Below are 25,172 nucleotides of genomic sequence, written 5' to 3'. Positions count from 1 at the left end.
AATAGATTATTTTTTCCCGCAGCTCAAATCTCAAAAACCTTATGGGGCTGCGCCAACTCTACGGGAATCCCTTCGCTGGCTGCGGCTGCCTGTTGACGTAGTTCTTCCAAATCACCCTGCTGCGGCAAATGAGTCAAAACTAATTTTTTGACCGCTGCATTTTTCGCAAAAGTACCGGCTTCACCAGCAGTGAAGTGGGCTTTATGACGTTCGTTGCCGTCAAATAAATACGTGTCCGCTAAAAACAGATCCGCATCTTTGGCAAATTCATTGAAGGCTTCCAAATAGCCGGAATCTCCAGTGAAGACAAAGACTGCTCCTGTCTTTTCCTCCACAAAGCGCATCGCATAGCAAGGTACCGGATGAATCGTCTTCATAAAAGTAACAAGAAACGGTCCAAGTTTCAATTCTTCTGCTTCAAAATAGGCATGACCTTCTGTAACGCCTTCCATCGTCAAATCATTGAAATGAAATTCATCCTCTGTGTGTCCATAAATTGGCAGGATTGGTTTAGGCGTTTGCGTCGGATAAAGCTGCCAGTAATATTGCAGCACCCCTAGATCGGCAATGTGGTCATGATGGTAATGAGTCAAAATCACTGCATCCAAATCCAATGGATCAAGTTCCTTTTCCAGCTCTACCAATGTCGAGCTGCCGGCATCTAATAATAAATTAAAGCCGTCAGCCTGCAGCAAGTAGCTGGTGGTCCCTTGACCTTTATAAGGATATGCGCCTAAACAACCTAGGACGGTCAATTTCATGCTAATTCCCCCTGATCAATTTTTTCCTTCAAGGCTTGGTCATAAAAAGCTGCGCTAGCCGTATTAACATAAGCTACTACAAAAAACAGTCCAACAATCAAAGCGGCTAACCCTAAAATATACCAGCCAATGAAGGACAATTGTAATAGAATGTATTTGCCCCAGCGATCTTTCAATAATAACCACGCACGCTTGATACAATCGCCGACACTTAGGTCCGGATAATCAAATTTCACCCAAATAGCAAACTTGAAAATGATACTGATGATCGTCGATACAAGCAAGAATGCTAAGGTCAAAATAGCATAAAGACCAAGTACGCCGATATTTAACAAGGTAGAGGCATTTTGGGCACTCGTTACCCCACCAGATGAAATCAGTGAGATATACACACTGCTGCCGGCTTGCAGCAACAATGGAATGAAGAAGATTGCTGCCAGTACATATTGCACGACTTGTGCAATGATATTGATTAACAGCAACGGGACATAATACCCTTGCTGAAAAACCACAAAAATTTGGCCTAATTCTGCTCTGCCGCCTCGAACCACATATAAACTGATGTATTCTAGGGCATAGCTGAAGGCAAACACCACGAAGATACTCAATAGAAATGATATTCCTAACTGAAGATTTTCATTATTGGGCATCGATGAAATGGTGTTAATCATTCCTGTCAATAGTCCAACGACTACGATTAACCCGACGTTGATTCCCCATTGACCGTTTAAACGATCTTTAGCTCTTTGACGATATTCACTTAGACTCATAGAGACACTCCTTTTACGCGGGAAAACTTCCCTACGTTTCTTTTAATTCGGCTATTTCTTTGGTTAATTTCTGTATTTTTCGCTCGACTCGTTTGGCTTCAAGTGCAACTGGAACATTTGCATAATTGAGCCGTTCGAAGGTTTTCAATTCTTTCTTTAAAAGATCCAGCTCTGTACGTTTTGTATCTATTTTCGTATGCAAATCGCATTTCTCCTTCATACAAAGGCTTAAACAATCAGACATAAATTCAACAACGACTTCTGGCAAAACGATCTAGTAGTGCTTGATTTCTCCGACCGCATCATAATCTAAACGAGCAACAACTTCCGTGACTAATTTAACTGTATTGAAGTAATCATCTTCATGGATAACCGATGTATGGGAATGCAGATAACGAACCGGCACGGTAATAGCTAATGATGGCACACCATCACGGGTCAAGTGCATTTGACCAGCATCCGTTCCGCCGCCAGCAATGACCGTGTATTGGAATGGAATATCCAATTCCTCGGCGACATCGATCACGAAATCCAATAATTTTTTGTGTGGCACCATTGACGCGTCGTAGATCAGGATTTGTGGTCCTTTACCAAGAACCGAATCTGCTTCCTTCGGTGTCATTCCCGGTGTATCTCCAGCCGTACCAGTATCCAGTGCAAATGCAATGTCAGGATTTACGATATGTGAGCTCGTCCGTGCTCCCCGCAGACCAACTTCTTCTTGGACGTCGCTGCCGGCAAATAATACATTGTGGTGTTCGCGTTTTGATAAGTTTTCTAAAACCCGCAATGCCACAGCGGTACCGATACGGTTATCCCAGGCTTTAGCTAATAAGAATTTTGATTCATTCATTCGTTGGTATTGAATATACGGCGTTACCATATCGCCGGGACGGATGCCCCAATCTTTCGCTTCCTCTGCGCTGGTGGCACCGATATCGATAAACATATCTTTGATCTCAAAGGGTTTCTTGCGCGCTTCTGGTGTCAACACATGCGGTGGTTTTGAACCGATCACGCCATGGATAAGCTTGCCCTTGCGAGTCTTGATCTCCACTTGTTGAGCCAGCATGACTTGATTCCACCAGCCGCCGATCGTTTGAAATTCAAGGAAGCCTTTTTCGGTGATTTTTGTCACCATAAAGCCGACTTCGTCCAAATGACCGGAGATGAAGACTTTGGGTCCGCCGCCTCCACCGTGTTTTGCGATGACGCTGCCTAAACCGTCAAAGAAAATATCGTCAGCAAATTCCTTTGCGTAATCTTTGAAGACCTCTCTGACCTCGTCTTCATTACCCGCAATACCGCGAGCTGAAGTGAGATCAATCAATAATTGCTCTTCCTTTTTATCCACTCTTATTCCTCCTAAAAAATCTGTTCTCCACTAAGAATGTCTCACCGTAAAAATAAGCGGACATCCCTTTTACCTACCAATCAGTATACCATTGTCAAAAAAATCTGCGAAGTATGTTGTATAATCACTAGGAGGTGATCAAATGGCGCGTTTATTAGCAATCGAATTAACCATGATGGTAATGATCGAAAATGATCTGGGAGAAATCTTAGTGCAGGACCGTAAGAAGAAGGATTGGCCCGGCTGGACCTTTCCTGGCGGTCATGTAGAAAAGGATGAAGGCAGCTATGATGCCGCGATGCGGGAAATCGAAGAAGAAACAGGTTTAGCACTGCAGCCCGTCTTACAAGGTACAGCCGAATGGAACAACCTGACCAAAGAAACTCGTGAACTGGCCTTGCTCTACACCGCCCAAGTCCACAAACAAGCAGTACCCGACGATCTCTTTTGGGTCACAAAGGCTGAACTAAAAGCTCAAAAATTGGCAGGCACACTAAACGAACTGTTGCCGATCTTTTTTGGTGAAAAGCAGCAGATATATTTCGAGGTATAAGAAAGGCTTCGCGAACTCGCTCAGCTTTTGAGCACCAAGTAGGTACTGTTCCACATCAGCTCCAAAAACCAATCGCTGTGTCTCACAGCAATAAGACCAAAATATTTCTAAATTGCTTCTCAAATTTCGAAATATTTTTGCTTATTGCCGATATGCTAGTTCTGCTTAATGCTAATTTAGCAGCAACTGTATGCGGAACTTGTGTAGAAAAGCTAGTTCGTGAAGCCAGACATGGATATACCCGCTACAAAGCGATTTATTCATGTGAAAATTTTATACTTTCTTCTAGTGGCGAAAATAACCTGTAGACTAGGTCCAATTTAGGAATCTAGTCTACAGGTTTTAACGTATTTTTTATGCTTTCGCTTTTTTCAATGACCACGTGCCTCTTTCCCGCATCGTGATCAAATGGATCACCCAAAATGCCGCCGCGAAGGCTAACAGTACACCTGAGTTGAATAGAAACTTATCTGTGAAGCTTTGATTGAAGTCAACAGTTTTACCGATCAGCTCATTATTTTGCGCAAACCAATAAGTTGGTGTGAAGGCCGCGATTTTATTCACTGCATTCGGTAAAAACTCATTTGGTACAAAGACCCCGCCGACAAAACAACTCCCCATAATGAAAATATTGTTGATACCAGAGATCGCATCCTCATTTTGCAGAATACTGGTAATCAAGATCGAGAAGCTGACGATTGCCGCAAAGAACGCTACCGTATTTAATACGAAATAGCCTAATACTTGGTCAAAACTGCCTTTGGTGATAAATAAAACAAACGCTAAGAAGATAATCCAGCAAAAGACTGCATAAGCTAAATTGCCAGTCGAAATTTTGCGCGACAGCTTCCGCCGAGAAACTGGCGAACAGCTATTCCGCCGCTGAATTTCCTCGCGGTTGAAGGCTAAGTTCACGGCCGCATAACCGCTAAAGATCGCTAAGAACATTCCGTAAGCCAATAGATTATAAGTTTGTCCGGTCACTTTTTGTTGTTTCTTCTTATGATAACTTGAGTCAAAATGAACCTTTCCATCCTTGCTTAAGGTTGTCTTGGTTTTCTTCAACAATTCTTTTTGAGTCAGTTCCGGCAGTTGCTTTTGATACGTCAAATAAGTATTCAAATAGTTATTGATGGTCGTATCAACCAGCGATTGAGAAAATGTCGCAGGACGTGTTTTACTCGCCAGCTTCACAGCTTCGCCCTTAGATAATTTCGCCGAGAAGTCTTTCGGGATTTCAAGAATGTATTCCACTTCATCAAAATACAGTGCATCGTCCAAGCTTTTTTGCGAAGTATCTTTCATTTTTACGATCGTGTGCTGCTTTCCTAAATAATCGACAAAACTTTTTTCAATGGCAGAGTCGTCTTCTGAAAGAACCGCGATCTTCGCTCCAGTCAATTCCTCTGCGTCTTGTGTCAGCTGTCCGGCATAAAACATCGTGATTACCACCATAATAATGATCCCCAAAAGAAGGCTGCCTTTATTCTTTTTTAGAATTTGCAGGATTGCTCTATAAGTGGTCATATTGCACCTTCCTTTCGAATGAATAATTTAATAGGATAAACAAAACGCCAAAACCAGCTAACCAGAGTAGATTGAGATAGAACGTATTCAGTGATTGATAATAGAAAAGCTGGTACAAACTTTCACTGATCAAATTCACGATGTTGATTCGGCCCAACAAAGGCACATGCACATCGATCCAATACTTGATTGATTGCGAGCCCATCATTCCTGCTAAGAAACTCATGATCATAGAAATCGAGATCCCGATCGAGATTTTTTGCTGGAAATCCACCTTGGACAGTGCGTTACCGATCAGTGTTCCAAAGGAGATCGTGGTAAAGGCACCCAGAGCGCAGACGAGTAAAATATAATTCCAGTGATCGCCAAACTCGACTTGATAAACAAAGCGATAAAACATTAAGATAAAGGTTACTTGCACAAAGAACAGAACGAGACTCGCTAACATATTGGCAAATGACACCAGCAGTTTATTCCGCGGGATCAAACATAGCCGCATCCCTTCCGGTGATTGATTGGCCTGCTGATCGTTGGCATTACGTAATCCCCACATAAAGCCATACATCACTGTCATCCCAACTAGAGTAAAGAAGTAGAAGGATTTTAAATTGAAATTCCCCGTACCATTACCATCCTTGACATAATTTTTTTGCACTAGCGCCTGAGTGATCGCTTGGGGCTGGACTGCTCCTGAAGCCATCAACGTTTCAACTTTATCCGTATTTTGCAGGTATTGATTCAACAGCTCTTTTAGCACCGTTTGCTGCGTGCCGCTTTTACTGACGAACAGCTCGATATTTTTCGCATCGATCTCAAAATAGCCAGAGATTTTGTCATCGGATAATTGCTTTTGCGCTTCTTTTTTCGTTAATTCTTTGCTTTTGAAAATCACTTCGTCATCATTTTTGATTTCCTTTAAAACTGCTTCAAACTGTTTTGCTTTGTCCTGATCGGTAGAAACGATCCCGACGTTCGATGTTTCTAGTGCGGTTATTTCATCAAGATTGCCAAAGGCCAAATTGAACAGCAAGCCCAAAACAACGGGAAAAGCAAAGGTCCAAAAAAGCAGGCTGCGATTTCTTAACAGGACACGCAAACGATAAATAAATAAACGAACAAACATATTCTCACCCCTAATCCCTTAATTCTTTTCCGGTGATCTCCAAGAACACATCATTCAATGTTGCTTCTTGGGTATGGATATTGGCATACATGATCTTTTCTGCTTCAAAGTAGCTTAAGATCGGCAGCAAGGTTTTCTTCAAGTCCTTGGTCGTTATCTGCAAATAGCTTTCATCGTAGCTCACTTCCAAAATCGATGGAAAGGCACCGACTTCTGCGACTTGCTCTTTGGTCAATCCAGGTACTTCGATAATCAGTTTTTCATTTTCACGAACCATATTTTTTAATTGCTCTTTGCTGCCTTCTGCAATTACTTGACCTTGGTCGATGATCACGATGTGGTTGCACAAAATTTCGACCTCTTCCATATAATGAGTCGTGTAAACGATCGTCGCCCCTTGACGATTCAATTCTTTGATGCTGTCTAAGATCTTATTTCGACTTTGCGGGTCAACGGCAACGGTTGGTTCATCCAAGAAAATCAATTCCGGCTTATGCACGATCCCGCAGGCAATATTCAGACGTCGCTTCAACCCACCGCTTAATTGCTTAGGATAGAACTTGCGAAATTCTTCTAACCCAACCAATTGGATCACTTCTTCCACATATTGTTCCCGCTTCGCTTTTTCCTGAACATACAGTCCACAGAAATAATTGATATTATCCGTCACGTTCAACTCTTCAAATAATGCGATTTCCTGTGGTACGACACCGATTTTTTGTTTGATGCCATATTTTTCTGGCCCCATCTCTTCTCCAAAGATCTTGATTGATCCGCGATCATAGGTCAATAATGAAAGCACACAATTGATCGTTGTAGACTTCCCACTCCCGTTAGGTCCCAATAGTCCTAATATCTCACCCTTTTTAACTGATAGATTCAAATGATTCAATGCGGTGAAATCACCGTAACGTTTAACTAAATTTTCGATTTCGATCAACATTTGCAAAACCCCTTTTCCTTTTCTTCTTACATTTACTATAATGAAATCAGTACCTTTGTTGTAGTGAGTTTCCGCCAATCATAGAATGACAAATGTCATTTTATGCGGTTCATTTTGCATTTTAAGACAATTAGCGATATCGGGTGTGTTCGAAAAATGAATACATTAATATGAATTAGAATGCCAGTTCAACTTTTCGCAGTTTACAAAAGTTCAAGGGCAAGTAACTCAGTATCGGCACGCTGGTTAGACTTCTGTTTAGCTGGATGGTATACGTGATGAAAATCAAACTCATTTTTCGCTTTTTGAAAAATGATTACTTTATTATGAATTAGGATGCCAGTCCAGCTTTTCACAGTTTGTTGTAGCTCAAAAGCAATTCACTGGATAACGGCAAGCTTAGTAGAACAATGTTTAGCTGGATGGTATACGTGATGAGAATCGGACTCATTTTTCGTTTTTTGAAAAATGATTACATTAATACGAATTAGGAGCCGCCATGAAAAATTTAAATAATTATTGGGTTGATTTTTTCTTTTTAGAATTGATTGGTATTTTGCTGCTGTTTCAACAGGGGTTCAAGCCGCAAATGGTGGTGTATCTGCTGGCAGCTATCCTGCTGGCCGGCCCAGCGTTGCTGCTGGAAAAATCTTTAGGACAGACCATGGGTGTTTTTCCGTTATTGATTTTAAGCTTTTTCTGGCCGATGCTGCTGGTTTTTCTGCCAGCAAATTTACGGATTGCTTGGCGGGAAGAGTTGATTTGGAGTTGGGTCGTTATTGTACTGTTCATCCCTTTATTTCAGGATGCCTACTCTTTTCCGGAGCGGCTGCTCATTCTTGGTTTAAACTGCTTTGCTATTTTATTGGCTTGGCGTGGGAAGAAACAAGAAGACGTTACTGAGGCGTTGTTGCAGCTGAAGGATGACAGTTGGGAAAAACAAGAGCTGTTAAAACAAAAGAATCAAGAATTGATCCAATCACAGGAAACCTTCATTGACTTAGAGATTTCTGAGGAGCGTAACCGGATCGCCCGCGATATCCATGACAATGTCGGACATTTATTATCCAGCGCCATCATTCAGCTTGGTGCGATCGAAGCCATTAATCAAAGTTCACAATTAAAAAAACCGTTGACTCAACTGAAGTCGACGATTCACACGGGAATGGATAATATTCGCGAAAGCGTTCATGATCTGCATGAGACCTCGCTAACCTTTGAAAAAGGTTTGGAGCTGTTGATCGCTGATTTTCAATATTGTGAAATAGAGCTTCGCGGGAATGTTCCGCAAAACTTGCCGCAGGAGCAAGGGAGAACCTTGTTGATGATCATGAAAGAAGCCTTCTCTAATGTGATGAAACATAGCAATGCGACTAACATCACCCTTTCCTTCAATGAACTGCCTGCTTTTTACCGCCTGCAAATTCTTGATAACGGGACTCTCTCAAAAAAAAGCGGTGATGGCATTGGTTTAAAAAGTATGCGTCAGCGGGTCGAACAGATCGGCGGACAGCTCCATATCTCGCAAACACCAACTAACTTTATGATCAATGTCATTTTGCCAAAGGATGCGCGTTCTTCGTTTCGCAAAAAAAGTTGATGATAGGAATAGACAAAATTCGGCCGCTAGGGATCGAAAATGAAGACTCAAGGAGGAACACTATGATTCGTGTTGTTGTGGTAGATGATGATCCGTTAGTGACGGAATCGTTAAAAACTATTTTAGAAATATCTGAAGAAATCCAAGTTCTTGGCACAGGAAATTCAGCCTCGGATGCAGTGACGCTGTACTTGCAGGAACGCCCCGACGTTTTATTAACCGATATTCGAATGGGCGAAAGCACAGGAATCGAAGCGGCAAAAGAAATTTTTAAGCAAATTCCTGATGCAGTCATTTTGCTGCTGACGACTTTTTCCGATGATGAGTACATTCGCGAAGCTTTGCAGATTGGTGTGAAAGGCTATCTAATCAAACAAGATCTTGCCAGTATCGTGCCCGCCATCAAGGCTGTTTATAACGGACAAACTGTTTTCGGCACAGAGATTGTAGGCAAATTAGCCTCGATCTTGACTGATCAAACACCGCAAAAGCGCTCCCAAATTGAATTATCAGAACGTGAAGAAAGCATCTTGATCGCTGTCGCCAATGGAAAAAATAATAAAGAAATTGCCGAAGAGCTTTTCCTAAGTGAAGGAACCGTCCGGAACAACATCAGTCAGCTGCTGGAAAAATTGGAAGTGCGCGACCGCACCCAATTGGCAATCTTCTATTATAAAAATTATCAGCAGAAATAGCCTAGGGAATGCTTTCCCTTAGGTTTTTTTATTGTGCCAACTTCCCCACAGCAAATAAGCAGGTTCCAGCAGTAATACTCCAGCTACCTTTTTTTCTTCTTATTATTGCCTTTTTTCTTATTCTTTTTATTACTGCTCTTCTTGGTATTCGTTTGTCTATTTGCGATCAAGGATTGAACATAAGCAGCCTTTGGCGTAAGCAGTTTCGGCTTTTTAGTTTTCCGCGAATCAGCTTCTGGCGGGTTCGCTACCGCGATCGTAGAAGAGTCTTTCACCAAAGAATAGTCATTCGGCTCTAGTTGCGGAGATGGGGATTCCAGCAGCGGATCAAGGACCGGCTCTTGTACTTCTGCTGATTCCTCCGGCTCTTCTGCAACAAACAGGACTTGGAGATTCTCCAGACTTGTCACCTCTGGATGACCCACCCGGACTAACGTCAATACTTCCGCTTCATTCAAACTGGTTACATCAAAATCCTGCGGAACAATGATCTCGACAGTCTTCACTTCGGTTTCTTCGGCTGCTGAAGCTTGAACAAACTCCTCCCGCAGTTCATCATACATTTCCTCCTCTTCAAGGGTTTCTTTCACTCCAGGTCGATTGAGTTTGACGAATTCAGCAAAGCGTTTTACTCCAGAGGCTGTTTTGAAAATACTCAAAGTCGTCAATACTTTCAGCATTCTAATCGCTTCGATCCCTGATCGTCTTTCATTCGCATTTTGGATCGTCAACGTATGTCTTTTTCCCGCCGCATCTTTGAAAACAGAAACAAAACGTAGATTCAAATCTGGATTCGCATTCTCCCTAGTCGCTGGTGTATTCAAAATATTTTTATAGAAACATGCTTCCTTGGAAAAGCGGTCATACTCCTGTTGACTGCTAAACAAGCGGGCTTTCACTTGATTCCACTCGCTGCCCGCTGCAAAATAATCTTTGAAATACGCGCAATGCTTACGCAGCAGATCGCTCGGTTCAGCGTTCATGAACAAGTCTCGGACTAAATCACGACACAAAAAGGAAAAGTCGCTGCAACTAAGTGCGTCCCGCAACATAACAACAATAAGATATTCAATGACAGAGGCTATATCACGTGTGTGTTGGAAATACATATTGATTCTGGATTCTAAACGATCCCGTTTCATAACAAATAGAGTTCTTTGAGTTAATGGTTTTGATTGTTGGTTTGATTTCATATCATTCTCTCCCTTGGCTTTTGTTTACGCTTTCTTATCTTCAAAAAACATCATAACTCTAAGTAAATAAAAATACGAGTTTGAATTTTTTAATTGGAAATAAAGAATTTCACCTGTATCCAAAAAAAGTGTTTTCTTATTAAGTTTTTGGATTAATTAAAATAACTAAAAAACATTGCTTACGGAGATTCCATTTAACCTTTATTAAGTTGTCTTTATTATTAAAAAAAACAGTATTTGACTGCTAGTAGTCAGAATACTGTTAAAAACTTTGTTTGTGCATTTCACTTTTTTAGCTAAATAAAATTTAAAAAAAAATTTTAACGATACATCTAAGAATGTTGCATATACCTTTTTCTGCCTATATCCGCCTCATTTTAGTGGATCTTCTGCAAAAAAGTCAGACAGTTAGTTGTCGTAACGCTGTTCCAATTTTTGTTTATGGTTCGCCATTATTTCCTGTAAAGAAATGTTGTATTTATCGGCTATGATGAAAAGATTATCTAAAACATCCCCCAATTCTTCAGTCAAATTCTCAATTGCTTGTGAATGCTCTGACTCTTCCTCATCTGGTCGATCACGGCCTATTTCAATCGTGCGAATAGCTCGGCAAACCTCTCCAACCTCCTCTGTTAAAAAATTGGATCGGATAAATGGTTCGTATTGATACCAATCTCTTTTCTTATAAAACTCACCAATCCACGCCTGATACTCCTTAATATCCAAAAAATCCCTCCAGAATCCTTTCTTCGAACTCACGTTCTGTTTCGTATGATATACTACTATCAGAAAAAATGAAAGAGAGGAACTTTTTTGAATATTATCGTTTATTGTGGTGCCGGAAGCGGCAATGATCCTATCTATCAACAAGCAACAGAAAGATTTGGTGAATGGATTGCAGAAAACAAGCACACGTTGGTATATGGAGGGGGAAAAGCTGGGTTGATGGGAACGATTGCCGATTCTGTCCTAAGTAACAATGGCAAAGCTATCGGAGTTATTCCAACCTTTTTAATAGAAAGGGAGCTAGCGCATCCAAGCTTGACAGAAATGCATGTCGTTCAATCAATGTCTGAAAGGAAACAAAAAATGCTGGATCTAGGCGATGCCTGCGTCGCATTGCCTGGCGGACCAGGAACATTGGAAGAAATCACAGAGATGATCTCTTGGGCAAGAGTTGGTCAAAACGCCAATCCATGTGTCCTATTCAATGAAAAGGGCTTTTACGATCCGTTAAAAAACTTGTATGACAGCATGGTTGAAAATAATTTCCTAACTTCAGAAGATCGAAATAAGACCCTATTTTCTAATTCATTAACTGAGATCGAGCAATTCATCAGAAATTATACGCCCCCACTAATCCGCAAATACTAGCTAAGAAAAAACAGCGGCAAACACCCAAAATTTGGTGTTTGCCGCTGTTTTATTTGATCTCAGCTGGATTCATTTCCTGCCATTCCTTACTCAAAAAGTATGGATTATTGATTTGATAGCTCTCAGCTTGCGACTTGCGGTCTTGCAAGAAGGGAGCGATTTGTTTATCCGCTGCCAACCAGCCCTTCCAGCCTAAGTGAATCGTATCTTGCATGAAATACGGCGTGTTGTCTTGGTCGGTATAATCAGCGATATTGTTGAATCCTTGCGAAGTCAATTGATATTTGATTTTATCGGAGAACTGCTGCAGCATCTCTTTGGAAAGTCCTGTGAATCTTGCCCAGCGGCCATTGACCGGCGGAATAATAAAGAGAGCGTCCGCATGTTCTTTTGCCAATTGATCCAATGCCAATTGAAAATCCGAGAATTCAGGTGAAAAACGATAATCCCAATTCTTTTGTGAATCCGCAAAACGATTCATATGTGGTTTGATCCGTTTGTGGTAGAAACGTCGTTGAATACCGAATTCATTTCCTTGGGTCGCCCGTTCGCCTAAACGATCGGCTAAAGTATCCAATTCATCAGGATTATAATTTTCAGGCAATGCTTTTACACTTTTATCGATCTCAGCCTGTTTGCTGAGCATCCCGATGGTACTGAACAGCTCATCTTCTCGTTCCAGCATGTTCAATTTTAACTTACTGAAAGTCACATCGGTTTGATCAGGCAGTTTGCCCGCCCTAACCGCATCCAGCATTCGTTCTAAACGTTCATCTTTTCTTACCACTCCATAATGAGTCAAACGCTGTGCTAAATATTTATCGCTGGCTTGGACTTTTTTCAGATTTAACAGCCAATTCAAGGTTTGCTCTGGGGAATAATAGGCATCAAAGTAATCTCGTTTGATCCCATTTTTAACAAACCATTGCGGAGAAATGATGAATACGACTTTTCGATCCTTCAAATCATTTCCCAACGACTGCATCATCATAAACTGAGTCAATGACTGCGTTCCGGGTGCCCCCATCAAAAAGGGAGTGTAGCCTCGATCGTATTTTTCGGCTAAGACCGATGGATGAAAGGGACTGATCCGGCTCAATTCAGACGAACCGAAAAACGGTACATAATTATCGGTACTTAGAGCTTCTTTTGTGATACTGTTCCCCCGCAAAACATTTCCCGCCATCGAACTTGAAGCTGCTTTGATCAGCTTCGGGTCATTGCTGTTGATTTTGAATGGTGAAAAAAACAGAAGAACCAATAACGCTGCCGCTAAAAGAATCGGCCCAAAGATACCGAAGAGTTTCTTTTTCATTAAGCTTGCAGGGCTTTCACTTGTTCAATGATTTTGTTTGGTGTGTTCCATTGAGCGCGGTCAAACTCTGAAACAGGAACTTGTACGCCTAATTGTCCTTCGATTTCCACTAATAATTGAACCGTTGCTAAAGAGTCCATCAACCCTTCTTCAAACAGATCCACCTCGGGATTATCTCTCACTTCATCTGTTCCTGTAATATCTTCTAAAATACTGAATAATGTGTCTTCCATATTAATCGCTCCATTTCGTTTTTTAGTTAATTGTTTAGTGCATTAGAAAAATAGTATGAACCCATAATTTATCCAAAAAGCCTGAGAAGATTAAAAAGCTCAAGCAGACGGCGTTGAAGGTTAAGAAAATCGCCAACGCATGGGTAAATTTATTAGATGGCAGCTGTTTCTTGTGTTTCTTTTTAAAGCGCAGCCACGCATCGGTCAAGCAAATCAAAGCGGCGTGGTAGAAGCCGTATAAAATGTAATACCAAGTCAAACCGTGCCAGACGCCCATGATCAAAAACAAAGCAAAGTAGCCAACATTTGAGGCCACGATCCGGCTCTTGAAGGTTTTCTTTTTAAGCAAAGTGAACATCAAGCGCATATAGATGTAATCACGGAACCAGAAGGACAAGGTCATGTGCCAACGATTCCAGAATTCCTTAATGTTCCATGCTAAGAACGGCTTGTTGAAGTTAGGCGGTGTTTCGTAGCCCATCAACTTGCTGGTACCGACTGCGAATAAGCTGTAACCGGCAAAGTCAAAGAATAAATACATACTATAGACATACATATAGCCGACTAAGCCCCATGAAATACCGCCATGGTGCATCGCCATCCGATCAACGATTGGCAGCAGCACTTGACCGAAGTAATAACCGATCACGAATTTATATAAAAATCCGACAAAAATGTCATGGACACCCGCACCTAATAGATCGACGTATTTTTCCGGTGCCGGCGGTTCCTTCAAGTCCTTTTCAAACCGACGATAGCGATCGATTGGACCTGAGGAGATCGTTGGAAAGAACAGCAAGAACTTAATATAGTTCAAAGGACTGTATTCCTTGATCATGCCATCGCGCATTTCCATGATGATCTGGACTGATTTAAAGGTCAGGTACGAGATCCCTAGAAAACCGAAGATGGAATTTTGTCCATCCATAAAAGGGGTTACTTTGACCAGAATCAAGGGCAAGATACTTAAAAATACTGCGAAGTAAAAAACGCCGGCTTGATTCTTGTTTTTGCGATAGTGGTTGTAGCACCAAACTAATATACTTTGAAAGATTACATAGCCAATCAACGCCAGTCCTTGGCGATAATCACTTCCGCCAAAAGAGATGTAGAGAAAGAACAGTGTAATCACTGACTGATACCAGCCGATCCGCTTGCCGCGAATCAGTAAGCTCAAAATCAGCGGCAGCAGGGTCACAATCAAGAGAGTAAAATAAATCGGTGAAGCATAAGGTACCATGTGAGGAATCAACATCAGCTATTCACCTCGTTGATCAGTCTTTTGCGGTCGATTTTGCCGTTTGCCGTCAGCGGTAATTGCTCCACATAGACAAATTTTTGCGGAATCATGTACTCCATGACCCCTTCCGCCAATTCTTCTTTGACTGCCTTAGTTAATTGGTAAGCTTTCTCAAAGTCGTTATCGTTAGCGACTACATAAGCGACTAATTGTTGAACCTTGTGATCTTGATATTTTGGAACGACCGTCGCCTGCTTCACGTAGGAGACTTTTTCCAAATGATGATCGATGTCTTCCAATTCGATTCGGAAGCCATGTAATTTCACTTGAAAATCAATCCGACCTTCATACAGCAGCAAGCCATCTTCCTGCAGTCGGCCAGCATCCCCTGTATGATAAGCAGGAACGCCATCAATCTCGAAAAAGGCCGCTGCCGTTTTTTCAGGATTGTTCATATACCCTTTCGAAACACTTGGTCCTTTGATGATGATCTCGCCTGCTTCGCCAGCGGCTGCTTGTCGATCTTCATCGTAGATCAAGACTTCGGTATCTTCTTTGACATAGCCGATCGGCACACGATCATATTTGGCTAGCACTTCTGCTGTCACTTCGATTTGCGTCATCGCAACCGTTGCTTCTGTCGGCCCGTAGGTATTGAAGACTTTCGCATTTGGGAAGCGCCGCAGCAATTCCTCCGCAGTTTTACGCGGCAGCTCTTCGCCGCAGAATTGAAAAATCTTCAATGATGGTACATGTTCACCATCAAAGGTTTTTTCCATCAAACAAATATCCATGAATGACGGTGTTGAGACCCACACTTCCAAAGCCAATTTTGGCAAAAAACCAAATAATTTCTTGAAGTCATTGATCACGGCTTTTTCCATCGGAATCAAGGTACCGCCACTGCAAAGTGCGGGATACACGCTCATAACGGACAAATCAAAAGAATAAGGTGCCTGTGATAAAAAACGCATCCCTGACTCGATTCCAAAATCCTTCAGATTCCAATTCGTGAAGCTCAATAGATTTTTGTGACTGATTTGGACTCCCTTAGGCACACCTGTCGTTCCAGAGGTGAAGATAATATAAAAGGTCTCATCACCTGTGACTGGCTGCAACGCTGCTTGTCCTTGCTCTGTCGTAAAAATCTCAGCAAGTTCCTTCGTTGTCACAATTGGAACCTCAGCTGCGATTTCCTCTGGCCAAGGCAGCACACTTAAGACCATTGCCGGCTGTGCCACCTCAAGAATCAATTGGATTCGATCTAATGGCGTATTCGATTCGATGGGAATGTAGGCATGGCCGCTTTTGACCGCGCCTAGGAAACTAGCGATCATTTCAAATTCCAACTCGCCAAACACAACGATCGGTGTTTGAGCCGCTGTTGTACGATTTAAATATTGTGCTAAATTGTCTGACCATTGCCGCAAGGTTTGATAGCTGAAGGCTGTTGTTTCTGATTGATAAGCGATGGCCTCAGATTTTTCACTGGCCCATTGGTCAATGGTTGTAATGATATTTTCCATGAATGTCCCTCCGTTCGGTTCAAGAACGAACTCTTGCTAAAATTCGTTATAGATAAAATTACCGCCTTGAATACTCTTGTAATGGTATAAGTAAACGAGAATTAAAAGGACGGCAAAGTAGAAAATCGTCTTTCCAGTAAAACTTAACCAGTACCGAGTAGCGGGGCGTTTAAAAAAATCTTTCATCTGATCGCCCTCTCCTTTTTACTTTTGTCATCATTATAGAACGTTGGTAAAAATCTACCATTTGTTCCCCTTACATATACCGCTTCCAAACGAACAGTTTTGTCACATGCTTGACAATATATTTTACAGCGCAGTCAAAAGGTTGATTCCACGAGGTTCGTACCAGACCAATTTAAAAATAGAGCATCAAAAAAAGGAGCTGCTAAAACTAATTAGCAGCTCCCATTAAGATATTCCTAAAGTAATTTTTTTTGATAGACACAAGATATTCCATAAAACAACGCATAAACAACGAGCATCAATCCGCAAAACAGGTAAACAAATCCATAATCCGCATTTTGCGCAATATGGGAGATCACCGAAAGGGCCAATACACTGTGAATCAATGCTAAGATGGCTGGGATGAAAAAGACTACACGATTTTCTCTTTTGATTTCTTGATAGATCGTTTTGTTGGGAATCCCCAGCTGCCGCAGCAGTGCATACTTCTTTTTCTTCTGCTTAAACTCTGAGAGCTGGCGCAAGCTTACCATACTGGCCGTCGAAATAATGAAGGTCGCCGTGACAAATGTAGCCACGAATAGAACCAGACCCATACTGCTGCGAGTTCGCCGATAAATTTCTTGGTGTGAGGTATATTCTGAACGATAAATCGTGGAACCGTCCTTTTTCGGACCTTCTCCTTCATTGATCTCACCGATGACCCGTTGATGTTTCCAAGACAATGTGTAGTGGATCGGAAAATCCCAATCCCCCTTCAAGTTTTGGCGAATCAGCCGATTAAGCTTTTCTTCATTTTTATTCTTTACGTCAATCGCCTCAACGGTATACGCCAAGCCGGGAGTCTCATTGAACAACTCATCCGAGACCACGATCATTCCAGTGCCGTAACGCAGGTTCGTATCACCAAAAAAGTTCGGATAAATCTTTTGGACATCCAACTTCCGATCCTTCAAGTAAATGATCTTGCTGTAATGAGTATATTCCTTCAAGTAACGTTGATAAGAACTTAAGACCACGGTCGAATTTGCTGTCTTTAAATGGATGTCTTGCAAGGTTGGATTGAGCTTTTGAAACGCCTGATAGTCAGACAGAGAAATCATGTCCATGATCTCTGGCTGCGAATCAATCCCCTCACCAGAAATTTCAACACTTTGCTTCGCCGGAAGAGCTTTAAAGTTTAAGGATTGCCGTTGATAGGGTGCCACGCTTTGCAGCTTCGGCGCAATTTTCTGATAGCTTTCTCGAGTAATCATCAAAGAAGCTGGAGCAATTTCATTGACGGAGCGCATCTCCAATGAAGCAATCGCCGCCATCCCGCCTAAAATTGCCAACGCCAAACCCAACGCAACCGTGATAGAGCCTAAGAAGCGCCACTCCGTAAACAAACGCAGCTGCCATTCACTGCGAGACAGCATACCGAGGTTTTTATTCAAGCGTTTTGGGCGATAGGAATTGTACCAGCGTAAGGTAAAGGCAAAAAACAAGTAGCTGCCCAGCACACATAAAAGAAAAATCGTTCCCATCAATAAGCCGCTTCCTTGAATCAAACCAAAATAATTACTTGCTTTGCGGGATAATACGATATAAGCCAAGGCCATCCCCCAGCCCCCCAGTAAAAACAAGGCACCGATCAGCCCAACAATTTTTTTCCACGTTGACACCTGCATCGCCCGTATCTTACGCAGCTGAAGCTTTTTCAGATGAGAGAACTTATATCCCGATACCAGCCAAAGAATCTGCAATGAGACGACCCCTAGGATAAACAGCACCACTAAGCCCGTGTCTACGATCGCATCACTTGAAAAAAAGAAATGCACTTGCAGCGGCAGATCCATCGCCTTCACCAAGATCATACTGAAGAGCTTGGACAATAAGACCCCTAGTCCAATCCCAATCACAAAGGAAAAAAGTCCGATAAAGAATATCTCTAAAATGAACCAGAGACAGATTTGATAGTAATTCAAACCGTATAGATGAAAAATACTAATATCCTTGCGACGATTTTCTATGAAGAAACGATTGGTATTCGCCATAAAAAAGAGCAGAATCAAAACAACCGCGAAGCTGCCAAAGCCCAGCATTCCCACAAGCTGAGTATTTTTCCCGGCACTGCGGATCAATGGCTGCTCGTAGGTCATCGCAGTAAAGGAATAATAAACCATAACCGCAAAAATCAGACTGAAGAAAAAGATCAAATAATTCGATAATTGTTTTTTGAAGCCCCGCCAAATGATTCTAATCAGCATTGGCCTTGCCTCCCCCGCCGATCGTCGCCTGCATATCGATCACCTTTTCAAAAAAATCCTTGCGGGAAGAACGCCGAACGATCTCTGAAAAGAAACGGCCATCTTTAATAAACAAAACCCGATTGCAATAGCTAGCCGTGTAAGGATCATGAGTCACCATTAAGATTGTCGTATCCTCATGAAGATTAACATCATCCAAATAATTTAAAAATTCCGTCGCAGCTTTGGAATCCAAAGATCCGGTCGGCTCGTCCGCGAATAAGACCAGCGGCTTGCTGATCAGCGCACGGGCCGCCGCTGTCCGCTGCTGTTGTCCCACCGAGATTTCTTCCGGATAGCGCGATAAAATATGTTCAATCTTTAAGATTCTCGTCAAACGAAGCACCCGTTCTTCGATCTCCTCATTCGATAATTTACTGACAGTCAGCGGCAAGATAATATTGTCCTTGACTGTCAAACTGTCGATCAAATTAAAATCTTGAAAAATGAAGCCCAGCTTTTCCCGTCGAAAATCCGTCAAACGACTCTCCCGCATCTGGGTAATGTCTGCTCCTGCGATTTTGACCGAGCCCATCGTCGGCAATAAAATCGTTGAAAGAATATTCATCAAAGTGGTTTTGCCCGCTCCGCTCGGTCCCATAATGCCGACAAATTCCCCTTTTTCGACAGTGAAGTTCAGGTCATTCAAGACATTTACTTTATTATTTCGCGTGCCGTAACTTTTACTAAGATGCTGCACATTGATAATTGTTCCCATTAGTCTCCTCCTGCATCGGCTTTAATTACTTATTTTTAACCAAAAATAATCAGATTTTCCTCTTGCATCACCAGTTAACTGATTGTCATCAGCAAAAAGCCTGATAAAAACTTAGAATGAAATCTATTTGTAACATCTAAATTTTTTCTTTTATGGTATCATATTTGAGGTGGTTTCCTATGTGAAACGACCTTCAATAACCTTACAAATTTTTCACTTTTTAGAAAAAATATTTTTCAGTTATTTTATTTTATCTGGAAGCTTGTCCTTATCAGCTTTCTTTTATCTTTCAGTAAACAAACACACTATATATGGTGTGTTTTTCTTTTTTATCGGAAAAATAATACTATATATCGTTGCAACCACATCAAAAATACTATATGATTGATAATGAACTTTAAAGGAAATGGAGCTGCTTGCAATGATGGAAATCCACACAAAAGACTCGTTGATCAACGAATATCAACCGTCGCTAAAAAATATTAAGGTCGTAAAACGTGATGGTCGTCACACAGCATTTGATGACCAAAAAATTTACGATGCCTTGATCAAAGCCGAAACAAAAATTAAAGGATCAGTTGACCCATTGACTCATGAACGTATCCAGTCAATTGTTGAACGCGTAGATGCAGAAATTTCAGAACGTTTTACTAGCGATATCAAAATCTATGAAATCCAAAACATCGTGGAGCATATATTATTAGAACATAACGAGTATGAATTAGCGGAAGAATATATCAATTACCGGACGCGCCGCGACTTCCAACGCAGCAAAGCGACCGATATCAACTTTACGATCGGCAAACTGATCAATAAGGATCAAACGGTCGTGAACGAAAATGCTAATAAAGATAGTGATGTTTTTAACACACAGCGTGATTTGACTGCTGGGATCGTCGGCAAATCGATCGGTTTAAAAATGTTGCCGCCTCATGTAGCGAACGCTCACCAAAAAGGCGACATCCATTATCATGATTTGGACTACCATCCATATACTCCAATGACTAACTGCTGTTTGATTGACTTCAAAGGCATGTTAAACAACGGCTTTAAAATCGGTAATGCGGAGGTCGAAAGTCCTAAATCGATCCAAACGGCGACTGCCCAAATTTCTCAAATCATCGCCAACGTGGCTTCAAGCCAATACGGCGGCTGTTCGGCGGACCGTACTGACGAGCTGTTAGCTCCTTTTGCGCGCCTAAATTACGATAAACACTTAAAAGATGCAGAAGAATGGATCGATGATCCTGCTAAACAAAAAGCTTTTGCCAAACAAAAAACCCGTAAAGACATTTACGATGCGATGCAAAGCTTAGAATATGAGATCAATACCCTATTTACTTCAAACGGACAAACACCATTCACATCACTTGGCTTCGGGCTGGGGACAGATTGGTTCGAACGCGAGATCCAAAAAGCGATCTTACAAATCCGGATCGAAGGTTTAGGCAGTGAAAAACGCACAGCGATCTTCCCTAAATTGATCTTTACTTTACGCCGCGGCACGAACTTAGAACCAAACGATCCAAACTACGATATCAAAGAACTGGCGTTAGAATGTGCAACAAAACGGATGTATCCAGATATCTTGAACTACGATAAATTGATCGAACTCACTGGCAGCTTCAAAGTGCCAATGGGCTGCCGCTCATTCCTGCAAGGCTGGAAAAATGAACAAGGTGAAGAAGTCAATGCTGGCCGAATGAACCTTGGGGTTGTTACTTTGAACTTGCCACGGATCGCCTTGGAATCTGGCGGCAACAAAGAAAAATTCTGGACATTACTAGAAGAACGTCTGCAAATCGCCAAAGATGCGTTAGTCTTTAGAATTGATCGTTGTAAAGAAGCAACACCTGCAAATGCACCGATTCTTTATCAATACGGCGCATTCGGCAAACGCTTGAAACGCACTGACGCAGTCAATGAATTATTCAAAAACAAACGCGCAACTATCTCTTTAGGCTATATCGGTCTTTACGAAGTCGCTAGCGTCTTTTACGGCGGCGAATGGGAAGACAACGCAGAAGCGAAAGACTTCACGTTAGACATCATGAAAGACTTGAAAGAACACGCGGATGCTTGGGGCAACGAATACGGCTATCACTTCAGTGTTTACTCAACACCAAGTGAAAGCTTGACCGACCGTTTCTGCCGTTTAGATACTGAACGTTTCGGTGTCGTTGAGAACATTACGGACAAAGACTACTATACAAATAGTTTCCATTACGACGTTCGTAAAAATCCAACACCTTTTGAAAAATTAGACTTTGAAAAAGATTATCCTAAATATTGTTCCGGCGGCTTTATCCACTACTGTGAATACCCTGTCTTGCAGCAAAATCCAAAATCATTGGAAGCTGTTTGGGACTACGGCTATGATCGGATCGCTTATCTAGGAACAAATACTCCAATCGATCACTGCTACGAATGTGGTTTCGAAGGCGACTTCAAACCAACCAAGCGCGGTTTTGAATGCCCGCAATGCGGCAATCACGATCCAAAATCTTGCGACGTAGTGAAACGAACTTGCGGCTATCTTGGAAATCCTCAAGCACGTCCAATGGTTCACGGTCGTCATGAAGAAATCGCTTCACGTGTAAAACACATGAAATAGAAAGCTTACTCATCTAAGCGAAGAATAAAAAAAGACAGGGACGGCGCTCTTTGCCGCTCCCTGTTTTACTTGAAAGGTGAAAAATATGCGTAATCCTAAACCAAAAGAATGGCTGGCAAGTGAACTAAGCCAACATTATATCGCTGATTATAAAGCCTTCAACTTTGTCGATGGTGAAGGCGTCCGCAACAGTCTTTACGTCAGCGGCTGTCCCTTTGCCTGCGAAGGCTGCTTCAACGCTGCTTCGCAAAATTTCCGTTACGGCAAACCCTTCACCCAAGAAATCGAAGATCAGCTGATTAAGGACACAGCTCATGACTATGTGCAGGGCGTGACCTTCTTAGGCGGCGAACCTTTCTTAAATACGCAAGTCTGCTTGAAGGTGATCGATCGGATTCGAGCTGAATTTGGCAACACGAAGGATATTTGGTCTTGGAGCGGTTATACCTTTGAGGAGCTGCTGTTAGACAGCGAAGACAAGTTAGAAATGTTAAGCAAGATCGATATTCTAGTGGATGGCCGCTTTGAGCTCTCCAAGAAAAACCTGATGCTGCAATTTCGCGGCAGCTCGAATCAGCGGATCATCGATGTTCAAAAATCACTGGCTAAAGGCGAAGTTGTAATCTGGGAAAAGCTTCATGACTCAGAAAAAGCCTTTGAACAAATCAAAAAGAGCGACCTAATTTGATCGCTCCTCCCATAATGGCAACACAATATTTTCAAATGCAACGGGATCTAGATTAGTCACGGTAATACCGACTAATCGGATTCCTTTTTCTATACCGCCGATTTCTTCCCAAATCAAACTCGCTTGAGAAAACAACTCTTCCTTCTTTTCTATGTAATACGGAAATGTCACACGCCGCGTGATTGTCGTATAGTCGGCGTAGCGAATCTTAACCACCACTGTTTTGCCATGACGCTGGACCCGCTTCAATGAATTTTCAACCTTTTCCGCTAGCTGCCGCAATTGACTCAACACCTCATCATCAGTTGCTAACGGACGACCGTAAGTATGCTCTTTGCCGACCGATTTGCGTTCGCGAGTAATGTTTACCGGCGAGTCATGAATCCCCCGCACCTTCCGATATAGCGAATAACCCATCTTACCAAACTGCTGGATCAAAAACATTTCACTTTTTTCATAAAGATCCGCGCCTGTAAAAATACCCAAGTCATTCATCTTCGGCACCGTCTTTTTGCCCACGCCATGAAACTTTTCGATCGGCAGCCGCTTCAAAAAGACCACCGCCGCTTCAGGTGAAATCACGGTCATCCCTCTAGGCTTTTGGTAGTCAGAAGCCAGCTTGGCCAAAAATTTGTTATAGCTGACACCAGCAGAACACGTCAGCTGCAGCTCCTGCCAGATATCCTGTTGGATCATTCGAGCAATCTTTATAGCAGAGCGAGCCTCGATTTTATTTTCCGTAACATCAAGATACGCTTCATCGATTGAGACCGGCTCAATGATGTCGGTGTACCGATGAAAAATCTCCCGTACTTGTTTTGAGACCGCGCTGTATTTTTCATGATCCCCAGGTTTAAAAATAGCCTGCGGACACAGCTCATAGGCCTTCTGGGCGCTCATCGCCGAGTGGATGCCGTAGACCCGCGCCTTGTAATTGGCCGTCGTCACGACCCCTTTTCCGCCCGTATCAGAAGGATGGCGAGCAATCACCAGCGGATGCTTCGCTAATTCAGGATCGTCCCGCTCTTCCACGGAGGCAAAAAAGGCATCCATATCGATATGAATAATTTTTCGCGACGTATCATTTTTCAATGGAAACACTAATTCAGCCATCCAACTCGCCTCCTCTCCTATGATTCATTCTCTATCCATTATAACCGAACGTCTGTTCATAGACAATTAATCATGCTGAATATAAAAGGAATTTAAGCAGACAGATTTAATTTGTTGTAAAACGGCAGCTGCTTATTTTCGAAAAATTCTTTTGCATCACGCAAAATAGAACTAGCAGCTGATAGCTAGTTCTATTTTCACTGCCTATGCGATTCCATTTGCCGTATTGATGATTTGACTAATCATCAGGCCAGCTAGCTCATAGGAAAGGAAGCTTTTTTCAAAAACCGAAAAAAGCCTGATCTTCGTACGCATACCATTTTACTAACCTGCTAAAGCGTGCAGAATAACTGGCAGCTAGTTCGGATTTGAGTATTCATTTTTCTTTGGGAAAAATGAGTCTTATTTTCACTGCGCATACGATTCCACTAATCGTACTAAAAGTACGAAGTAGAACTCGCAGCTAATTCACTGGTGATGAATGAATTTTTTCTAACGTAAAAAATTCTTTTGTTTTCGTGCGCATACCATTTTACTAACCTGCTGAAGCAGGAAGTAAAACTGGCAGCTAGTTCGGATTTGAGAATTCATTTTTCTTTGGGAAAAATGAGTTTTATTTTGACCACGCATACGATTTCACTAATCGTACTAAAAGTACGAAGTGGAACTCGCAGCTAACTCATTGGTGATGAATGAATTTTTTCTAACGTAAAAAATTCTTTTGTTTTCGTACGCATACCATTTTACTAACCTGCTAAAGCAGGAAGTAAAACTGGCAAAAAAATAGACAGCACACGCTGTCTATCGTTCAATCAGATTTACTTTGCGGATCATCAATTTGTCGGCTGAGCCTCGTTGGAACTCTTGGGGTTCGCCGAAAATCTCAGCATAAATCACTTTGTTGTGCTCGCGACGACGCAATTGATAAATGATTTTTCCGCTATCTTCCAATTCTTTCATCATTTCCGTCACACCGCCAAAGCCGGTTTTCTTGGTAATGAATCCGGTCGCCACCATTCGTTCATCCAAATAGCGGGCGGAAATAACTGACCCTTTTGCTAAGGTAGTTCTCAATGCGGTTGCCAGCTCTTCTAATTCTTCTGGAACTGGTAATTCCCGTTCCACTGGTTGATATAAGGTATCGCGTAAAGTATTCAATTCCTCCACCAAGGCTTCATACTGTTCTTTCGTCAGCATCACACCAGCAATTTTTTCACGGTTAAAGATATAAACACCGGTCTCTGCTTTACGAGCTTGAGCAAAAACATCCATTGGTGATTTTTTTACTTCAGTAATCGAAGATGTCGGAACATCTAATTTTCGTAATCCCACTCTGCTCTCCTCCTATTTAATAGCCT

24 protein-coding genes are annotated in these 25,172 nt (G+C 42.0%); 6 read left to right on the top strand and 18 right to left on the bottom strand.

Annotated features, from left to right (window positions below):
• Nucleotides 1–23: 23 nt before the first annotated feature.
• The 4 genes from FFR60_RS08780 to FFR60_RS08765 all read right to left on the bottom strand — a co-directional run bounded on the left by FFR60_RS08780 (nt 24) and on the right by FFR60_RS08765 (nt 2,885).
• Nucleotides 24–761: an MBL fold metallo-hydrolase gene (locus tag FFR60_RS08780; protein WP_137663844.1), complete on the bottom strand. Its 738-nt coding sequence runs from the start codon at nt 759–761 to the stop codon at nt 24–26.
• Entirely contained in the window at nt 758–1,531 is a 774-nt protein-coding gene (locus FFR60_RS08775; RefSeq protein WP_137663843.1) for a DUF975 family protein, read from the bottom strand. The genes FFR60_RS08780 and FFR60_RS08775 overlap by 4 nt, the downstream gene beginning before the upstream one ends.
• A 31-nt stretch (nt 1,532–1,562) precedes the next feature.
• On the bottom strand, nt 1,563–1,733 hold the full coding sequence (locus FFR60_RS08770; RefSeq protein WP_171004897.1) for a hypothetical protein: 171 nt from the start codon (nt 1,731–1,733) through the stop codon (nt 1,563–1,565).
• A gap of 72 nt (nt 1,734–1,805) precedes the next feature.
• The gene (locus FFR60_RS08765; RefSeq protein ID WP_137663842.1) at nt 1,806–2,885 is read right to left on the bottom strand and encodes a M42 family metallopeptidase; all 1,080 of its coding nucleotides are present in this window, start codon (nt 2,883–2,885) and stop codon (nt 1,806–1,808) included.
• A gap of 142 nt (nt 2,886–3,027) precedes the next feature.
• On the opposite strand from FFR60_RS08765, the gene FFR60_RS08760 reads away from it, so the two are divergent.
• Nucleotides 3,028–3,438: an NUDIX domain-containing protein gene (locus FFR60_RS08760; protein ID WP_137663841.1), complete on the top strand. Its 411-nt coding sequence runs from the start codon at nt 3,028–3,030 to the stop codon at nt 3,436–3,438.
• A 354-nt stretch (nt 3,439–3,792) separates the two neighbouring features.
• Here FFR60_RS08760 and FFR60_RS08755 read toward each other — a convergent pair whose 3' ends face one another.
• The 3 genes from FFR60_RS08755 to FFR60_RS08745 are packed head-to-tail and all read right to left on the bottom strand — an operon-like array spanning nt 3,793 to nt 7,031.
• Nucleotides 3,793–4,965 (bottom strand): ABC transporter permease, encoded by a 1,173-nt coding sequence (locus FFR60_RS08755; protein ID WP_137663840.1) that lies wholly within the window; start codon nt 4,963–4,965, stop codon nt 3,793–3,795.
• A complete protein-coding gene (locus FFR60_RS08750; protein WP_137663839.1) occupies nt 4,952–6,088 on the bottom strand; it encodes an ABC transporter permease in 1,137 nt (378 codons plus the stop codon). Before FFR60_RS08750 ends, FFR60_RS08755 begins: the two co-directional genes overlap by 14 nt.
• Before the next feature lie 10 nt (nt 6,089–6,098).
• Nucleotides 6,099–7,031 (bottom strand): ABC transporter ATP-binding protein, encoded by a 933-nt coding sequence (locus FFR60_RS08745; protein WP_088933246.1) that lies wholly within the window; start codon nt 7,029–7,031, stop codon nt 6,099–6,101.
• Nucleotides 7,032–7,530: 499 nt separating this feature from the next.
• Here FFR60_RS08745 and FFR60_RS08740 point away from each other — a divergent pair, with 499 nt between their 5' ends.
• A complete protein-coding gene (locus tag FFR60_RS08740; protein ID WP_137663838.1) occupies nt 7,531–8,631 on the top strand; it encodes a sensor histidine kinase in 1,101 nt (366 codons plus the stop codon).
• Between the two features lie 62 nt (nt 8,632–8,693).
• On the top strand, nt 8,694–9,326 hold the full coding sequence (locus FFR60_RS08735) for a response regulator transcription factor (protein WP_088933248.1): 633 nt from the start codon (nt 8,694–8,696) through the stop codon (nt 9,324–9,326).
• Between the two features lie 83 nt (nt 9,327–9,409).
• Here FFR60_RS08735 and FFR60_RS08730 read toward each other — a convergent pair whose 3' ends face one another.
• Both FFR60_RS08730 and FFR60_RS08725 read right to left on the bottom strand, forming a co-directional pair.
• Complete coding sequence (locus FFR60_RS08730; RefSeq protein WP_137663837.1) at nt 9,410–10,519, bottom strand: hypothetical protein; 1,110 nt, start codon at nt 10,517–10,519, stop codon at nt 9,410–9,412.
• Nucleotides 10,520–10,927: 408 nt separating this feature from the next.
• Nucleotides 10,928–11,245, bottom strand: a complete 318-nt coding sequence (locus tag FFR60_RS08725) for a MazG nucleotide pyrophosphohydrolase domain-containing protein (protein WP_137663836.1) — start codon at nt 11,243–11,245, stop codon at nt 10,928–10,930.
• An 87-nt stretch (nt 11,246–11,332) separates the two neighbouring features.
• Between FFR60_RS08725 and FFR60_RS08720 the strand changes: the two genes are divergently transcribed.
• Nucleotides 11,333–11,893, top strand: coding sequence for an LOG family protein (locus FFR60_RS08720; RefSeq protein ID WP_137663835.1), 561 nt, complete (start codon nt 11,333–11,335; stop codon nt 11,891–11,893).
• A gap of 49 nt (nt 11,894–11,942) precedes the next feature.
• Here the strand turns inward: FFR60_RS08720 and dltD are convergent, their stop codons facing one another.
• The 7 genes from dltD to FFR60_RS08685 form a co-directional block, all read right to left on the bottom strand.
• Entirely contained in the window at nt 11,943–13,208 is a 1,266-nt protein-coding gene (gene dltD / locus FFR60_RS08715; protein WP_137663834.1) for a D-alanyl-lipoteichoic acid biosynthesis protein DltD, read from the bottom strand.
• Nucleotides 13,208–13,441 carry a D-alanine--poly(phosphoribitol) ligase subunit DltC gene (dltC, locus tag FFR60_RS08710; RefSeq protein ID WP_088933251.1) on the bottom strand — a complete coding sequence of 78 codons (234 nt, stop codon included), beginning with the start codon at nt 13,439–13,441 and terminating at the stop codon, nt 13,208–13,210. The genes dltD and dltC overlap by 1 nt, the downstream gene beginning before the upstream one ends.
• 34 nt (nt 13,442–13,475) lie before the next feature.
• Nucleotides 13,476–14,696, bottom strand: coding sequence for a D-alanyl-lipoteichoic acid biosynthesis protein DltB (gene dltB / locus FFR60_RS08705; protein WP_137663833.1), 1,221 nt, complete (start codon nt 14,694–14,696; stop codon nt 13,476–13,478).
• Nucleotides 14,696–16,207 carry a D-alanine--poly(phosphoribitol) ligase subunit DltA gene (gene dltA / locus FFR60_RS08700; protein ID WP_137663832.1) on the bottom strand — a complete coding sequence of 504 codons (1,512 nt, stop codon included), beginning with the start codon at nt 16,205–16,207 and terminating at the stop codon, nt 14,696–14,698. Before dltA ends, dltB begins: the two co-directional genes overlap by 1 nt.
• Before the next feature lie 36 nt (nt 16,208–16,243).
• A complete protein-coding gene (locus FFR60_RS08695) occupies nt 16,244–16,393 on the bottom strand; it encodes a teichoic acid D-Ala incorporation-associated protein DltX (RefSeq protein WP_137663831.1) in 150 nt (49 codons plus the stop codon).
• A 236-nt stretch (nt 16,394–16,629) separates the two neighbouring features.
• The gene (locus FFR60_RS08690; RefSeq protein ID WP_137663830.1) at nt 16,630–18,642 is read right to left on the bottom strand and encodes an FtsX-like permease family protein; all 2,013 of its coding nucleotides are present in this window, start codon (nt 18,640–18,642) and stop codon (nt 16,630–16,632) included.
• A complete protein-coding gene (locus FFR60_RS08685; protein ID WP_088933256.1) occupies nt 18,632–19,399 on the bottom strand; it encodes an ABC transporter ATP-binding protein in 768 nt (255 codons plus the stop codon). Before FFR60_RS08685 ends, FFR60_RS08690 begins: the two co-directional genes overlap by 11 nt.
• Nucleotides 19,400–19,820: 421 nt before the next feature.
• Here FFR60_RS08685 and nrdD point away from each other — a divergent pair, with 421 nt between their 5' ends.
• The gene (gene nrdD / locus FFR60_RS08680) at nt 19,821–22,013 is read left to right on the top strand and encodes an anaerobic ribonucleoside-triphosphate reductase (protein WP_137663829.1); all 2,193 of its coding nucleotides are present in this window, start codon (nt 19,821–19,823) and stop codon (nt 22,011–22,013) included.
• Nucleotides 22,014–22,098: 85 nt separating this feature from the next.
• A complete protein-coding gene (nrdG, locus tag FFR60_RS08675; protein WP_137663828.1) occupies nt 22,099–22,701 on the top strand; it encodes an anaerobic ribonucleoside-triphosphate reductase activating protein in 603 nt (200 codons plus the stop codon).
• On the opposite strand, the gene dinB is transcribed toward nrdG, so the two are convergent.
• Both dinB and FFR60_RS08665 read right to left on the bottom strand, forming a co-directional pair.
• Nucleotides 22,693–23,814 (bottom strand): DNA polymerase IV, encoded by a 1,122-nt coding sequence (gene dinB / locus FFR60_RS08670; RefSeq protein ID WP_137663827.1) that lies wholly within the window; start codon nt 23,812–23,814, stop codon nt 22,693–22,695. The two genes, nrdG and dinB, sit on opposite strands and share 9 nt — an antisense overlap.
• 801 nt (nt 23,815–24,615) lie before the next feature.
• A complete protein-coding gene (locus FFR60_RS08665) occupies nt 24,616–25,146 on the bottom strand; it encodes a prevent-host-death protein (RefSeq protein WP_067623449.1) in 531 nt (176 codons plus the stop codon).
• Between the last annotated feature and the right edge of the window lie 26 nt (nt 25,147–25,172).

The organism is Enterococcus hulanensis, from assembly GCF_005405485.1.
Classification (GTDB): Bacteria; Bacillota; Bacilli; order Lactobacillales; family Enterococcaceae; genus Enterococcus_A; species Enterococcus_A hulanensis.
Note: the sequence above shows the minus strand (reverse complement) of the source record. Positions and strands in the feature narration are given on the sequence as shown.